We start from the raw sequence: 14,706 nt of genomic DNA on the forward strand, positions 1-14,706 counted from the left end.
TGTGAAAGCACCTGATCGTCGGGTTAACTTGGATTAGAGTCCGGCGGCAACCAAAACACCGGCAGTAACAGCTATGTTGCCAATGACTGAAGCGATATCCTTGGCACCTCTAAGCCATGCCGTCTTCTCGTACTGCCTCGGCACGATGATGGTGTCGCCGGAGTCAAGCTTCTTGCCCCAGAAGGAGTTGTAGAACATGAACTTGGAGGAGTTTGCCTGGCTGATGACCGAGCCGTCCACCTTCACCACGTAAATGCCGTCCATGTCGGCATCGCCGGTTGGCCCGCCAACCTGCTTAATGTACCAATCGATATCCCGGCCGCGCTGGGTAACGACGGTGCTCTGGTTGTAGACGTCCCCGATCACGTTGATGCCACCGGGGTCACTCGGGACGGTAAGCTGATCCCCCCCCTGCAGTTCGAGGTCGTACATGCCACCCTTCAGGTCGCGCAGGGAGGTGATCTCCATCAGCACGCGTCCCTCCGCCTTCTTCGCTTTCAGAATCTCTATGCTGCGCATCAGGTTGTCGAGGGTGGTCTTGGAACTGGCGACCTCTTCGGCGGAGGCTGCGGTCTGGGAAACGTTGCTCTGCAGCTTGATGATCTGGTCCTGCGCCCTGTCCAGGGCCTCGTCCATGCGCTGCTGCTGCAGCTTGCGGACGTTCTCCCTGGTAAAGCGCACCCCTTTCAGGTAGGCAAGGTCGGTGAAGCCGCCGGCGCGGGCGATGACTGAGCTGAGCCGCTCCCCCTTGTAGATGGGATAGGTGCCGGGGAACATCACTTCACCCTTCAAGGTGACGTAACGCTCGGTGGCCTCTGCCCAGTTGGGAATGCGGCGCACGGTGAGTTCGTCGAACGGCTCGAGCTTGATGTTTTCCTCGCCGCCTTTCAGCGCCTGCTCCAGGTTAACGGTGAGGGAGTAGGAGGTGACCGAGCCGCCATCGCGCTTGATCCTGGTGATTTCGGCACTGCCGAGATAGGCGGAGAGCTTCACGTTCCCCACCTGCATGAGCAGGTCGCGCACGGTCATGTTGTCCAGGTAACGGACCTGTCCCGGCCGTTGCACCTCACCGCTCACCTTGACGACGGGGGTCTCCTCCATCTGCTCCCGCGAGAAGATCTTCACCCGGTCGAACTCCTTGAGCTCCACGTCCTGGGCGGGATCGCCCTTCAGCGCTCCGGTGACGTCGAAGTAGACGATCTCGGGATGCAGGTCCGGCGGATAGAGACGGATGATCTGCCCCGCACCGCCGTGATATTGCGGCAGGAGGTTGTCGCCCTGCAGAAGGGAGCTGACCTTCATGCCCGGCTTCAGCGCGTAGTCCCCGGGGCGCAGCACATGCCCCTCGAGCCTCACATAGCCACGCAGCACGCTGTCTATGGGCAGGACGTTGACCAGGTCCATGTCCTGCATTTTGATGCCGGAGATCTGTTGCTCCGCAGCCGGCCCGCTCAGGTCCAGGTTGAAGTCCTTGACGACTTTCTTGTCGTGCGCCTCGACGCGGTACAACTGCACCCTCTGCAGGTAACCGGTCGGATTGGCGCCGCCGCCCAGGGCGAAGACATCCTTCAGCGTGCTCTCCCCCTTCAGCTCGTAGATGCCGGGACGCCTGACGTTGCCCACGATGCCGGCGACGCGGCCGATGACCGGAACCAGGATGGTGTCGCCCGGCTGCAGCCGGATGTCCTTCCCTTTGTCCCCCTTCAGGAAGAAGTCATACAGATCGACCGTCTCCATAACCTTGCCGTTGCGATTGATCTGAATGTTGCGCAGGCTGCCGTTTTTGGTGGGACCGCCGGCGGCGGAGAGTGCGCTGATCACGGTGGAGAGCGAGCTCACGTTGTAGTCGCCGGGGGAAGCCACCTCCCCTACCACGTACACCTTGATCAGTCTCAGCTTGTCGAGGTTCACGTTGAGCTGGAAGTCCTTGTAGATGCGTGCCACGCTCCCCCGCAACAGGGCGGGGAGCTCACCGAAGGTCACCCCGGCGACCTTGACGGCCCCCACTTTGGGGAGCACGATCTCGCCGCTGCGATTAACTTCGAGCTTGTAACTGCCGTTGACGCTGCCCCACAGGGTGACGATCAGGCGGTCGCCCGGGCCGACCAGGTAGTCGGGCCCCACCGGAACGTCGGTCTGGGCCGCGAAGGTGTCCTTGCCGCGTTTGAAGAAGCTGTAGCCGAACTGGGTCAGCTGATCCCACCCGTAAGGCTGCGCCTTGGACTTGTCCACCGTGACGGGGTTCTCCCCCATGGCCTTTTCCAGCGCCGAGGGCTCTACCGCCTGCGGCGTCCTCTTTTTGGCCGGCGCCTTGACCGTCTTCTTCTTATCCTTTTTTTCCTTCTTGTCTGTTTTGTCCTTCTTATCCTTCTCTTCCAGGGTCTGGCGTTCCTTGCTCCACTTGCCGTCCTGCATCTGCCGCTCTTCTTTGCCCGTCGAAGGATCGAAGAAGTCACGCTCTTCCCTGCCCCGCATCTCCGTGACATCATCGGACTGTTCCTGGGTTCCCTTTGCGGGGGCGGCTTCGACAGCGTCAGAGTCTGAGCCGGCTTCACGGACAGGCGCAGTGCGCCTGTAGCTCGACTGATCGTCGTTGCGAACGGTACCCTGGGAGTCGCCATCGGCGTCTTCGGATTTGGTGAAGTAGTCGGAAGAGATTTCGGGGGAAGCGTCATCCTCTTTGACGGCCGCGGGGGACGTATAGCCGGATGAGTCCTCGGTGATGGATGCTGAAAAGGCGGTTGCAACGGACAAAAGCGTAAGGCTTACCACAAGAAACAGAATTCTCTTCATGCTTGGCTGTACCTCTGAAGTTTCAGGAAGGCGGGAACAGCAGTGGGGGATCAGACAGTAACTCACAAGAAAACGGGGTTATTCCTTTGTGACACTACCGTTGACTGCCCATCGTACGGGCAGAGCCGATCACAACTGCACCCAGCAAACAAAAGTCATTACTAATGATCAGGCTCTAGTCTATATCACTTACGAGACCGGATGTAAATGCAAAAGAGCTAGCGCTGAAGCGATTATCGTCATGATGTAGCAGGGCTTTGGGCACATCAACCAAAGCATTTTTCATGCCTTTTTTTCATGTGTGCTTACACGTAAACCCATTCCGTATCGAACGGGGTGTCCCGACCTTGTCTCAGCGACAGATACAGAGTCTATCAGAAAATAAATGAGTGCAAACTATGAGTATGTTTTTTTTCTTCCGCTTCTAAGACAGTAACAGGCAGAACTGATACTCATCGATGACATGACAAGCACCGGACGCCGACAGCAGACGAGGTGTCTGTGCTACAGCCTCCACAGCCTGATGCCGTGTTCGGCCAACTGGTTGTTGTCGAAGATCCCTTTCACGTCGATGACCAATGGTGAGCCGTCCATCATTCTCTTGAGCTGTTCCGGGGAGAGTGCACGGTACTCCCGGTGTGCTACGGCTATGACCACGGACTCGGCGGTCTGCAGTTCCGCGCGCGGAACCAGGGTGACCCCGTACTCGTGGCGGGCCTCATCCGGATCGGCCAAGGGGTCGCTCACCTGTACCTCCAGGCCATAGTCCTGCAGCTCCCGGATGATGTCGATGACCTTGGAGTTGCGCAGGTCAGGGCAGTCTTCCTTGAATGTCAGACCGAGCACGGTGACCCGCGAACCGAGCACGTTGTGCCCGGACCGGATCATCTCCTTCACGGTGCGCTGGGCGATGAACTTCCCCATGCCGTCATTGATGCGTCGACCGGCCAGGATCACCTGGGGGATGTAGCCGAGTTTCTCAGCCTTGTGGGTCAGATAGTAAGGATCGACCCCGATGCAATGCCCTCCGACCAGTCCCGGCTGGAACTTGAGGAAGTTCCACTTGGTCCCCGCCGCCTCCAGCACGGAGTTGGTGTCGATCCCCATGCGGTCGAAGATGAGGGCGAGTTCGTTCATGAGCGCGATGTTGAGGTCGCGCTGGGTGTTCTCGATGACCTTGGCGGCCTCGGCGACCATGATGGAGGCGGCCCGGTGCACGCCGGCGGTGACGACGGACTCGTAGACGTCCCCCACGATCCTGAGGGTTTTCGCGTCCTGACCGGAGACGACCTTCTTGATCTTGGTGAAGGTGTGCTCCTTATCGCCGGGGTTGATGCGTTCCGGGCTGTACCCGACGAAAAAGTCCGTGCCGCAGACCAGGCCGGAGACGCGCTCGAGAATGGGGACGCACTCGTCCTGGGTGACGCCGGGATAAACCGTCGATTCGTACACGACGATGTCCCCCTTTTTCAGAGCCCGCCCCACCGTGTCGGATGCGCGCAGCATCGGGGTCAGGTCCGGCTGGTTGGCGGAGTCGATGGGGGTGGGCACTGCCACGATGTGGAAATCGGCCTCCCTCAGCACGTCGATGCTGTCGGTGAACACGATGTCCGCCTCGCGGAGGTCGTCTGGAGTCACCTCTCCGGTACGGTCGTGTCCTTCCTTAAGCTCTGCGATACGCGCAGCGTTGATGTCGAACCCATAGGTCTTTTGCACTTTGCCAAAGGCCACCGCCACCGGCAGGCCGACATAGCCCAAGCCGATGACGGAGATGATACGGTCGTGCTTTAGCATTTGACACACTCTCCTCAACGAATATTCAGACCGAGTAACCACTCAAAGACAGGTTGCTTGATCGTAGATCCCGATGCCAAGGCATAGGCGTTTCTTTGATCCAGCTAATAGTAGGGGGGATTGTATCAGAAAATACTCAGAAAGAAACTGTGACAGAAAAAAATTTTCTCAGAAACCGGAGGGGGGGGAGACTCGAGGAAAAAAGAAAGGGGATGTCGAACCATCGACATCCCCACAATTTACAACCGGTCGTTAAACGGCTATATCCGCAGAACTCACAACTGTCTGACGCCGTCGGTCAGGCTGAGTGCCTTACACGTAGTACCTGGAGGTCACGCTCTCCCAGGTCCCCTGGGCCTTCAGGATCAGGTCACAGAGCTCACGCACAGCTCCCCAGCCGCCACGGTTCCTGGCAACGAAGTGGGCGAAGGGAAGCACCTCCTGAACGGCATCGGCAGGTGCGGCAGCGAAACCCACCCGCTTCAGAAGCGGTATGTCGATGACGTCGTCCCCCATGAAGGCGACCTGCTCGTCGGAAAGGCCGGTCGCCTCGAGCATCTGGCGGTACGGCACCAGCTTGTCCAGTGACTTCTGGTAGACCTGGCCTATCCCCAGTTCCACGGCGCGGTTGTAGACCACCTGCGACTCGCGGCCGGAGATGATGCCGACCTCGATGCCGGAGCGCTGCAGCATCTTGATGCCGTGTCCGTCCTTCACGTTGAAGAACTTGCTCTCCACACCGTTGGAATCGAAGATGATGCGTCCGTCGGTGAGGACACCGTCCACGTCGAGTATCAAGAGCTTGATCTTTTTGAGTCTTTCTTCCATGAAAACCTCACAGATGCCCTGCTCACGCAAAGACGCAAAGGCGCTAAGAACTGCATAAACATTTAACAGGGATAAAAGCGGATACAGGGGATAAAAACGTCTATCGCTAACTTTCCTTTACTCTGTAAATCCCGTGGTGGGCTTCGAATCTTCCCTCGAGCCCCTCCAGTTTATCCAAGACGGCATGATGTCCCTCGGCCAGTAAGGCAACCTGGTGGCCAAAAATCTCAACGGCCGAGCTGACATGCTGCTTGAACTCTTCAGTGGTAGCCTGTAGCTCCTGTCGAAAACTTTCGGAGGTGGCCTGTAGCTCCTGTCGAAAACTTTCGGAAGTGGCCTTTAGCTCCTGTCGGAACTCATCTCCCTGCCTGGCAAACAGCGCCTCAATAAACTGCCTGTCCTGTTCGTTCACCACACCCTCCCGATATGCCCCCACCCTTACGCAAAGCAGCAAAACTGCAAAAAACCTTTAAACAGGGATAAAGGGGATAAAAGGGATACATCAAAGCTAATTTTATAAAGCAACGACGCAAAGCAACAGGAATCTCGTGTAACTACAGAAACATTAACGTTGCATTCAACGCCATGCCCACTGCTTGTTGATATGTTTCCACTGCGTCTTTGCGGCTTTGCGTTAAATTAAAGGGTTTATGCCTTTATCCCCTGTATCCCTTTTATCCCTGTTAATTGTTTTGTCTATGCTATGCCGGCCTTCAGCAGGTCGTGCAGGTGCACGATGCCGACCGGGGCGGTGGCGTCATCGTCGGAGAAGACGAAGAGCGAGGTGATGGAGTACTGCTCCATCTGCTGCAGGGCGCGCGCGGCCAGTTCGTCGCGGCGGATCCGCTTGGCCCCCTTCTTCATCAGCGCCGATGCAGGGAGGTTGATGATGTCGAGCCCCTGCCCCAGGGCCCGGCGCAGGTCGCCGTCGGTGATGACCCCGACCAGGGCGCCGTCTTCAGAGGTGACGCCGGTGATGCCCAACCCCTTGGAGGTGATGGTGAAGAGCGCCTCGCGCATCAAGGTGTCGGCGCTCACCAGCGGAAGTCCCTCGCCGGAGTGCATGATGTCCTCGACCTTCAAAAGGAGTCTGCGCCCAAGTGCGCCGCCGGGGTGGAACATGGCGAAGTCCTCGGCTTTGAAGCCGCGGCTCACCAAAAGCGCAACGGCGATGGCGTCGCCCATGGCCAGCGTCACGGTGGTGGATGCGGTCGGGGCGAGCCCCAGGGGGCAGGCCTCTTCCTTCACAGAGATGTCGAGGAAGATGTCGCCGCTTTTGGCCAGGGTGGAGTTGGGGTTGCCGGCCATGGCGATGAGGGAAGCGCCCAGCCGCTTGATGATGGGAAGGATGCGCACCACCTCGTCGGTTTCGCCGGAGTTGGAGATGGCGATGACGACGTCCCCTTTCATAATCATGCCGAGATCGCCATGAATGCCTTCCGCGGGATGCAGGAAAAAGGCGGGCGTGCCGGTGGAGGCCATGGTGGAGGCAATCTTCTGGCCGATGAGACCGGATTTGCCCATGCCGGTGACGACGACGCGCCCGGTGGTGTTCAGTATCATCTCTACGGCTTTTTCAAAGGTCCGGTCGATGGACGCTTCCAGGTTCAAAAGCGCCTCTGCCTCGACTCTGATTACCCGCTTCGCTTCTTCTAAAATCAAGATCAACTCCTTAAACCGTTTAACAGGGATAAAAGGGGCGGGATGTTATCCCTTTTATCCCCTTTATCCCTGTTCGAGTCGGTTTTTCTTTTAGGCCTGTTTCACGATGGTGTCGATGGCCTTCAGCCTGTTCAAAAGTGCCGGCAGGTCGTCCAGGCGCACCGAGTTCGGGCCGTCGCACAGGGCGCGCTCGGGATCCTCATGCACCTCCATGAAGACGCCGTCCACACCGGCTGCAACCGCGGCCCGGGACAGGAACTCCACGTACTCGCGCTGACCGCCGGACGAGGTCCCCTCCCCTCCCGGGAGCTGGACGCTGTGGGTGGCGTCGAAGATGACCGGGAAGCCGGTGGAGCGCATGATGGGGAAGCTGCGCATGTCGACCACAAGGTTGTTGTAGCCAAAGCTCGCTCCGCGCTCGGTGAGAATGATGTTCTCGTTCTCGCAAGAGCGGATCTTGCCGACCACGTTCTTCATGTCCCACGGCGCCAGGAACTGCCCCTTCTTCACGTTGACCACCTTGCCGGTCTTGGCGGCGGCGACCAGCAGGTCGGTCTGGCGGCACAAGAACGCCGGTATCTGCAGCACGTCGAGGACGTCGGCTGCGGGCTCCACCTGCTCGATGGAATGGATGTCGGAGAGGACCGGAACGCCCAGCGATTCCTTCACCTTGGCCAGGATCCTCAGCCCTTCGTCCATGCCGGGACCGCGGAAGGCGGTGACCGAGGTGCGGTTCGCCTTGTCGTAGGAGGCCTTGAAGATCAGGGGGATGCCGACGCCGTTGCAGATGCTCATCAGGCGCTCCGCGTGGCGCAGCGTCGCCGCTTCGTTCTCAATCACGCACGGCCCGGCTACCAGCACCAGCGGCCTGTTACCGCCAATCTTTATGTTTCCTACCGAGATCTCACGAATCATCATTTTCTCCTATTTCGTCTCACGCCCGTTCGCTTTCACTCACTAAAGCCGCAAAGACGCAAAGTGACAGAGCAAACCGTTCAGTGATTTGTTCTGCGCCTTTGCGTCTTTGCGTGAGGCGGATTGCTAGCCTTTGCGCGCCTTGGTGGCCCCGATGAACGCCTTGAACAAGGGGTGCGGGTTGAGCGGCTTGGACTTGAACTCGGGGTGGAACTGGCACCCCAGGAACCAGGGATGGTCGGCCAGTTCGACGATCTCCACGAGGTTGCCTTCCTTGTAGATGCCGGAGATGATCAGCCCCTTCTCTTCCAGTGCGGCGCGGAAGGCGTTGTTAAACTCGTAACGGTGACGGTGGCGCTCGGAGATCTCGGTGGCGCCGTAGGCCTTCTGCGCGAAAGTCCCCTTGGTCAGCGAGCAGGGGTACGCGCCCAGGCGCATGGTGCCCCCCTTCTTGTCGACACCTTTCTGCTCTTCCATCAGGTGAATCACCGGGCTCTGGCAGGCGGGTTTGAACTCGCTGGAGAACGCCTCGGGGAGCTTGCAGACGTTGCGCGCGAACTCGACGGCTGCCATCTGCATGCCGAGGCAGATGCCGAAGAAGGGAACCTTGTTGACGCGGGCGTACTCGATCGCCTTGATCTTCCCCTCGGTGCCGCGCTCGCCGAAGCCGCCCGGAACCAGGATGCCGTCCACATCGGCCAGGTACTTCTCGGCCCCCTCCTCCTCTATCTTTTCGGAGTCGAGGTAGTTGAGGGTGACGCGGCAGTCGTTGGCGATGCCGCCGTGGGTGAGCGCCTCGGAGAGCGACTTGTAGGATTCCTTGAGATCGACGTACTTGCCGACGACGGCGATGCGCACCTCGCCGCAGGCAGGGTTGGTCAGCTTGGAGACCACCTGCTGCCAGTGGGAGAGGTCCGGCGCCTTGGTCCAGATGTTGAGTTTTTCGACCACCTGGTCGTCGAGCCCTTCCAGGTTCAGCGCCAGCGGCACCGCGTAGATGTGCTCGGCGTCGCGGGAGGTGATGACGGCCTTCTCCTCCACGTTGCAGAAGAGAGCGATCTTCGCCTTCATGTCCTGGGGGAGCTCCTGCTCGCAGCGGCATAAGAGGATGTCGGGCTGGATGCCGATCTCGCGCAGTTCCTTGACCGAGTGCTGGGTCGGCTTGGTCTTCAGCTCGCCCGCGGTCCTAATGTAGGGGACCAGGGTGACGTGCAGGTAGAGCACGTTCCCCGCGCCACGGTCGCTTTTCAACTGGCGGATCGCCTCGAGAAACGGCAGCGACTCGATGTCGCCCACGGTACCGCCGATCTCGACGATGGCGATGTCGCTACCCTTGGCGTTCTCGAGGATGTTGGCCTTGATCTGGTCGGTGATGTGCGGGATGACCTGCACGGTGCCACCGAGGTAATCGCCGCGGCGCTCCTTCTCGATGACCGAGAAGTAGACCTGTCCCGTGGTGAAGTTGCTCTTCTTGGAGAGCTTGCTGGAGGTGTAGCGCTCGTAGTGACCGAGGTCGAGGTCGGTCTCGGCGCCGTCGTCGGTGACGAAGACCTCGCCGTGCTGGAACGGTGACATGGTGCCCGGATCGACGTTGATGTACGGATCCAGCTTCTGGATGGTGACCCGAAGCCCCCGTGCCTCCAGCAGAGCGCCCAAAGAAGCGGCGGCGAGTCCCTTACCTATAGAGGAGACAACGCCGCCGGTAACAAAGATGAATTTTGTCTTCACTGAAAAAACCTCCGAAATAGAAACCGTTCAACGTTCAAGGTTCAACGTTCGACGAGACCACTGGTAAAACTCCAGCGGCAGCGTGACGCGATCCCTCAGCGAAGAACTTGATACAGAAAACAGCAGCAGCCAAAAACGTTGAACGTTGAACGGGTTTAGCCTTTCAACTTTGCCAGCACCTTCTCCAGGTCGGCCGGGGTGTCGACGCCGATCGACTCGCACTCGGTCTCGACGATCCTGATGCGGTAGCCGTTCTCCAGGACCCGCAACTGCTCGAGCTTCTCGGCCATCTCGAGGTAGCTCGGGGGAAGCGCTGCGAACACCGGCAGAAACTCCCTGCGGTACACGTAGAGTCCCACGTGCTTGTAACACAACAGCTTGCCGCAGCAGAAGGCATCGTCCTTCAGGTCGTTCCACTTGTCGCGGAAAAACGGCAGCGGCGAACGGGAAAAATAAAGTACGTTACCCTTCGGGTCGGCGACCACCTTCACCACGTTGGGCGACAGGAAGTCGTGCAGCGTCTTGATGCGGCACTTGAGGGTCGCCATCGGGATGGAGGGATCCTCGAGCATCGGTGCGATGGCCTGGTCGATCATGGCCGGATCGATGAGAGGTTCGTCCCCCTGCACGTTGACGATGATGTCGGCGTCGAGCCTGCCCGCCACCTCGGCGAGACGGTCGGTGCCGGTCTCGTGCTCCACCGAGGTCATCTCCACCCGCCCGCCGAAGGCGCGTACCGCAGCGGCGATCCGCTCGTCGTCGGTCGCCACGATCACCTCGGAAACGAGGGAGGCCTTCGAGGCACGCTCATACACATGCTGGACCATGGGTTTGCCCATGATGTCCGCCAATGCCTTCGCCTCAAAACGCGTAGAAGCATACCTGGCGGGAATTACCGCGGTTATTTTCATTTGGCGTCTCGGTACGACCCGCACCGGTCGGGCCGGCAGCGAGTCCTGGTTGCGGTTGTGTTTTGGTGATTTTTTTGGCTGGCTTTTGCTGCGATTTTAGCCGGTGGAGCGCAGCCTGAACCTCTGGCTCCGTCCCTTGTCTGGCGGGACGAAACAAGTTACATCAAAAGAAAGGTTCGTGTCAAGGAGTGAAATTAGAGGGATGCGCTCAGCTTGTCGGCCCACGAGAAGGTCTCCAACTGGGCGGAGAGGAGCTGATCCAGTTCCAGCTCGCAGATATCCAACTGCTCGCTTACGGCGGGGAAATCCGCCTGTTCCAGCAGCTCGGCCAGCTCCAGGAGTGCCCCGAGGTCCCCCTCGTGGTGCAAGAGCGCGCTCTTCACGTTCTCCACGAGGTTAAGCTTCCCCACCAGCTCGGCCATGGAATCCTCGAACAGCACGTCGATGAGCGACAGGATGCCGACCATGAAGCCCTGGTCCGCGAGCTCGCCGGCGCCGCGGCCGCGGGAGGCGAGAATGAGGAGCTCCATCAACTTGCCGCGGGTGGCGGCCATCTCCAGAAGCGGGCTTTGCACGCCGTTTTGGTCGTTGCTGGCGTACAGCGCGAGGGTGATCCAGCGCTTGAGCTGCTCGAGCCCCAGCACGGTCAGGGCGTGGCGCAGCGTCTTGATCCGGACCCTGAGCCCCATGGCGACGGAGTTCACCAGGCGGAGCAGGTTGTAGGTGAGCCCCGGGTTCTGCTTGAAGGTTTCCTCGATCTCGGCCCAGTCCGCGTCGGACATCACCTGCTTCATGAGCTGCATCATGGTGATCTTGCCGATGTCGATCTTGTTCTGCCTGAGCACCACCGGACGCGCGAAGTAGTACCCCTGGAACAGGTCGAAGCCGAGCTGCGAGCAGAATTTATAGTGCTCGGCGTTCTCCACCTTCTCGGCCAGAAGCGTAAGCGGCCACTTCCTTAGGTTTTCCACCATCTCCGGCAGGGAGTCCGCCGCAGTCTCCAGGACATCGACCTTCACGATGTCGATGAGGCGGTAGATGTCATGGAAGGCGGGGGAATAGACGTGGTCGTCCAGGGCGAGGCTGAAGCCTAAGGCCTTCAGGGAGCGGCAGCGGTCCACGACCTCCTGGTCGGCGACGATGCTTTCCAGCAGTTCGATCACCACGCGGTCCTTGGGCAGGAGCTCCACCGCGTCGCTCATCAGCACCTCGCGGGTGACGTTGAAGAAGCCCTTGTGACGTCCCAACACGTCCTGGATGCCGAACTGGGCGAGCGCGTTGACGATGACGCTGGCGCTGGCCATCTGCACGTCGAGGATATTGGCCGCGTTCAGGCTTTCCGGCGAGCGGAACAGGAGCTCGAACCCCATGATCTGCTGGGTCCGGTCCAGGATGGGCTGGCGCCCCAGGAAAAACTTTTCGTCAACCATGACCAACCCCAAAAGCGAAACACGTTCAAGGTTCAACGTTCAACGTTCGAGAAGGATAACTGCTTCGGTCCACCCCCACCGTGACTGCGACAATACCCACACACCAGGGAAAGTCTCAGCCACGGCACAAAGGCCCAACGTCGAACGTTGAACGTTGAACGGCCGTTGGGCGTTGGGCCGTCGGGCCGTTGGGCCGTTAGTTACACAGCCTCAAGACCTCGCGGCTGATGGCGTCCAGGGGGCGGACGTAGTCGACGCCTCCCAGCTTGATCGCCTCGTTGGGCATGCCAAAGACGATGCAGCTCGCCTCGTCCTGGGCGATGTTGAGGGCCCCGGCCTGCTTCATCTCCAGCATGCCGTGCGCACCGTCGTCCCCCATGCCGGTCATGATCACGCCGACCGCGTTCTTGCCGGCATAGCGCGCGGCGGAACGAAACAAGACGTCCACCGAGGGGCGGTGACGGGACACCAGCGGCCCGTCCTTGACCTCGACGTAGTAACGCGCACCGCTACGCTTCAGGAGCAGATGGTGGTTCCCCGGCGCGATCAGGGCGCGGCCACGCACCACGGTGTCGTTGTTCTCCGCCTCCTTGACCGTAATCCGGCACAGGCCGTCCAGCCGCTGCGAAAAGGCGCGGGTGAATCCCTCAGGCATGTGCTGCACGATGACGATGCCCGGGCAGTCCGCCGGCAGCGACTCCAAAAACGTCCGCAAGGCCTCGGTCCCGCCAGTCGAGGCGCCCACCACCACGACCTTCTCGGTGGTCTGCATCATCGCCTGGCTCTTGGGCTTTTCCATGATCACGTCGGCGGTGAGCTTGGGCGCCACCTGGTGGGTAACCGCCGAGACGCGACGCAGCCTCGCCTGGCTCGCCGCCTTCACCGCATCGCAGATCCTCACCCGGGACTCCTCCAGAAACGCCTTGGTCCCCAGGCGCGGCTTCTGGATGATCTCGACCGCCCCGTACTCCAGGGCTTTCAGGGCCGTCTCCGATCCCTTCTCGGTGAGACTGGAACACATCACCACCGGGATGGGATGCTGGCTCATGATCTTGTGCAGGAAGGTGATCCCGTCCATCCTGGGCATCTCGACGTCCAGGGTGATCACGTCGGGGACTTCCTGCCGGATGCGGTCGGCGGCGATGAAGGGATCGCCGGCCGTGGACATCACCTCGATCTGCGGGTCGGATGAGAGGATTTCCACCATGGTCTGACGTACCACGGCCGAATCGTCCACTATGAGTACCTTTATCTTCTTGGGCATTCAACAACCCCCTGATTTTCTCATCCGCTTGAGGAGAACCTCTCCGGTGTGGGAGTGGAAGATGATCTTCCTGCCGCGCTCCCCCCCCAGGTCCTGCTTGGCGACCCGCACCGACTCGTGCGCCAGCACCTTGAGCGCCATCTCCGAGTTCTGCCGCCCCACGCTGCGCAGCCTGCCCTGGGCATCGAACATGTCGGCGCCGCCGAAGACCTTGGCCTCCAGTTCCCCGCGCAGCGCCCCCCGCTTGAGCAACCTCTCCAGCATGGCCCGGATGGCGGTATCGACGTATTTGCCGTGATGCTCATCCTGGATGCCGTCGAAGAGGTCGCCGGTGCCGGGAAGCTGGGCGTGGCAGATCGCTCCCAGCCGGAGCCGATAACTGAAGATGGTGACCGCGACGCAGGAACCGAGCAGGGTCGTCACCAGCACAGGCTCAGAGCTTACCATTATCTGGCCCGGTTTCAGGAAGACGACCTTTCCCTGCGCGGGCGGGATCATCTCGGCCGGCGGTACACCGTCGGGTAGACGCTCACCAACGGCACGTTGAGACCGCTCAACGTCTCCGAGTGCCCCATGAAGATGTAGGCGCCGGGTTTCATGTGACGATGGAAACGCTGCAGCAGCCGCTCCTGGGTGGGGCGGTCGAAATAGATGATGACGTTGCGGCAGAAGATGACGTCCAGCTGGTCGCGCATGCCGAAGTCCTCGTCCATGAAGTTGAGGCGGCGAAAGCGCACCTTCTCGCGCAGCTCAGGGACGATGCGCACCACGCCGCTGGAGCGGTCCTTGCTGCGCAGGAGGTACTTTTTCTTGAGGTCCATGGCGACCGGCTCGACCTGGCTCTCGGTGTAGATCGCCGTCCTGGCCTTGTCCAGCACGCGCGTGGAGATGTCGGTGGCGAGGATCCTGAAGTCGAACCCGGGATTCCTGAGGGCGAACTCGGAGAGAACCATGCAGAGGGTGTAGGGCTCCTCGCCGGAGGAGCAACCGGCACTCCAGATGGAAAGGGTCGCGCCCGGATGCCTCTTCACCCACTCGGGAAGCACCGTCTGGGTCAGGTAATTGAAATGATCCGGCTCGCGGAAAAAGTCGGTCTTGTTGGTGGTGACCATGTCCAGCATCGGGACCAGTTCCTTCTCCATCCCGGCCGTCGAAAAGAGGAAATCGCAATAATCGGTGAAGCTGTGCATGCCGAGGCTGCGCAGCCTTTTCTGCAGGCGCGCCTCCAGCATGGTCTTCTTCACATCCGGCATCTTGATGCCGCAGGTATCGTAGATAAACCGGCTCAGCCTGCCGAAATCCCGCGCCGACAGGGTTGCGGTGTGTTCAACGACGCAAGGTTCTTCCATGATAACGGCCCCCGCTGCATGCATAGGCGCTG

General features: G+C 60.2%; 12 protein-coding genes. All 12 read right to left on the reverse strand.

Annotated features, from left to right (window positions below; translation table 11 throughout):
* Positions 1–33: 33 nt before the first annotated feature.
* The 12 genes from KP004_RS12120 to KP004_RS12175 all read right to left on the reverse strand — a co-directional run bounded on the left by KP004_RS12120 (position 34) and on the right by KP004_RS12175 (position 14,698).
* Positions 34–2,793: an SLBB domain-containing protein gene (locus KP004_RS12120; RefSeq protein ID WP_216798796.1), complete on the reverse strand. Its 2,760-nt coding sequence runs from the start codon at positions 2,791–2,793 to the stop codon at positions 34–36.
* 504 nt (positions 2,794–3,297) lie between these two features.
* Positions 3,298–4,587: a nucleotide sugar dehydrogenase gene (locus tag KP004_RS12125; protein WP_216798797.1), complete on the reverse strand. Its 1,290-nt coding sequence runs from the start codon at positions 4,585–4,587 to the stop codon at positions 3,298–3,300.
* A 312-nt stretch (positions 4,588–4,899) separates the two neighbouring features.
* The gene (locus tag KP004_RS12130) at positions 4,900–5,415 is read right to left on the reverse strand and encodes a KdsC family phosphatase (protein ID WP_216798798.1); all 516 of its coding nucleotides are present in this window, start codon (positions 5,413–5,415) and stop codon (positions 4,900–4,902) included.
* Positions 5,416–5,521: 106 nt separating this feature from the next.
* Positions 5,522–5,827, reverse strand: coding sequence for a hypothetical protein (locus tag KP004_RS12135; protein ID WP_216798799.1), 306 nt, complete (start codon positions 5,825–5,827; stop codon positions 5,522–5,524).
* A 284-nt stretch (positions 5,828–6,111) separates the two neighbouring features.
* On the reverse strand, positions 6,112–7,077 hold the full coding sequence (locus KP004_RS12140; protein ID WP_216798800.1) for a KpsF/GutQ family sugar-phosphate isomerase: 966 nt from the start codon (positions 7,075–7,077) through the stop codon (positions 6,112–6,114).
* 90 nt (positions 7,078–7,167) lie between these two features.
* Positions 7,168–7,992: a 3-deoxy-8-phosphooctulonate synthase gene (kdsA, locus tag KP004_RS12145; protein ID WP_216798801.1), complete on the reverse strand. Its 825-nt coding sequence runs from the start codon at positions 7,990–7,992 to the stop codon at positions 7,168–7,170.
* Between the two features lie 126 nt (positions 7,993–8,118).
* Positions 8,119–9,720 carry a CTP synthase gene (gene pyrG / locus KP004_RS12150; protein ID WP_216798802.1) on the reverse strand — a complete coding sequence of 534 codons (1,602 nt, stop codon included), beginning with the start codon at positions 9,718–9,720 and terminating at the stop codon, positions 8,119–8,121.
* A 155-nt stretch (positions 9,721–9,875) separates the two neighbouring features.
* Positions 9,876–10,631, reverse strand: coding sequence for a 3-deoxy-manno-octulosonate cytidylyltransferase (kdsB, locus tag KP004_RS12155; RefSeq protein WP_216798803.1), 756 nt, complete (start codon positions 10,629–10,631; stop codon positions 9,876–9,878).
* Between the two features lie 194 nt (positions 10,632–10,825).
* A complete protein-coding gene (locus tag KP004_RS12160; protein WP_216798804.1) occupies positions 10,826–12,061 on the reverse strand; it encodes an EAL and HDOD domain-containing protein in 1,236 nt (411 codons plus the stop codon).
* A gap of 196 nt (positions 12,062–12,257) precedes the next feature.
* Positions 12,258–13,325: a protein-glutamate methylesterase/protein-glutamine glutaminase gene (locus KP004_RS12165; RefSeq protein ID WP_216798805.1), complete on the reverse strand. Its 1,068-nt coding sequence runs from the start codon at positions 13,323–13,325 to the stop codon at positions 12,258–12,260.
* The gene (locus KP004_RS12170) at positions 13,326–13,772 is read right to left on the reverse strand and encodes a chemotaxis protein CheD (protein ID WP_239026790.1); all 447 of its coding nucleotides are present in this window, start codon (positions 13,770–13,772) and stop codon (positions 13,326–13,328) included.
* Between the two features lie 47 nt (positions 13,773–13,819).
* Entirely contained in the window at positions 13,820–14,698 is an 879-nt protein-coding gene (locus tag KP004_RS12175; RefSeq protein ID WP_216798807.1) for a CheR family methyltransferase, read from the reverse strand.
* Between the last annotated feature and the right edge of the window lie 8 nt (positions 14,699–14,706).

This window comes from Geomonas oryzisoli (assembly GCF_018986915.1).
Lineage (GTDB): Bacteria > Desulfobacterota > Desulfuromonadia > Geobacterales > Geobacteraceae > Geomonas > Geomonas oryzisoli.